At 33.4% G+C, this 1,017-nt stretch carries 1 protein-coding gene; it reads right to left on the bottom strand.

Features of this window, described 5'->3' with window-relative positions; all coding sequences use genetic code 11:
• The coding region (locus tag BKN38_RS10050; protein ID WP_301335554.1) for a glycosyltransferase at positions 1-827 on the bottom strand (827 nt) is incomplete at its 3' end.
• Positions 828-1,017 lie beyond the last annotated feature (190 nt).

Genomic DNA, 1,017 nt, shown 5'->3' with positions numbered 1-1,017 from the left:
CCATAAACCAACGGCATATATTTTTGCAAAGACAAAGATATTGTTGTTTTGATAGCTTCTTTTATATAGTTGCCATATATCTCACTTCCAAAAGGTGTCATCCTAGCTACTCTCATCCATTCTTTGGCATATGGATGTACTGTTGGTATACCCTTCCTCCAATTTTTAGTATGCCATGGTTTATAGAAAAGAAAATGTAAAATTTTTGGATTTTTGGTGGCTTCATCAAACTCTTTTTCAGAAATTGTGGAAAGAATTTTATATTTTTCTAATGATATTTTATCAAACACCAAACCGCTTTTATCAATCCACTGCATATTCCATGCAAATGGTAGAATTTTTACTTTGCCATCTATGATGTGGTTTAAAAAATCTTGGTCTTGCATATTTGAGTTGATAGAAAAAATATTTTCCAAAGGGAGCTTTTCCCACCCTTTCATATTTATCATCATCACACCAGCATTAAAATATTTATCCATATTCTTAAACCCAATCTCTGCAATCCGCTCCTTGTTTGGTGTCCCTATGCTTTTTACTACAAGCGCAGTATTCCCCTCAAAATCCACATCCCAAAGCTCTCGTATATCACACATCACTAAAATATCAGAATCTAAATATAACACATGCTCTACACTTTCATCAATAAAATCTGTTAGCAATAGCCTAAAGTATGTAGTAAAGTTTTGATTTTCCCCCCAAGCAGTTAAGTGACTAAACCTCTCTTGTGAAGTATAATGCGTGATAATTTGTGCAGGAAATATGGTGTTTAGATTGGATTCTAGGACTTTAAGCTTTTTGGTGGTTTTATCAGGTAATGGCTCTGTGATGATATGGAAGCAAAAAGAAGTGATATTAGAATCTATGTCTTTAGATTCTATATGTTTGCCCCCCCCCGATAGAAATGGCGCTATTTACATTATCTGCATCATTTATATTGCTAGATTCTAGCTTTTTATTGATATTTGCGATGATACTTTGTATTGTCACTGCAGCATATTTTATATAGTTTTCATCACA

This window comes from Helicobacter sp. CLO-3 (assembly GCF_001854545.1).
Taxonomy (GTDB): domain Bacteria; phylum Campylobacterota; class Campylobacteria; order Campylobacterales; family Helicobacteraceae; genus Helicobacter_B.
This window is presented reverse-complemented; position numbering and strand designations above follow the sequence as displayed.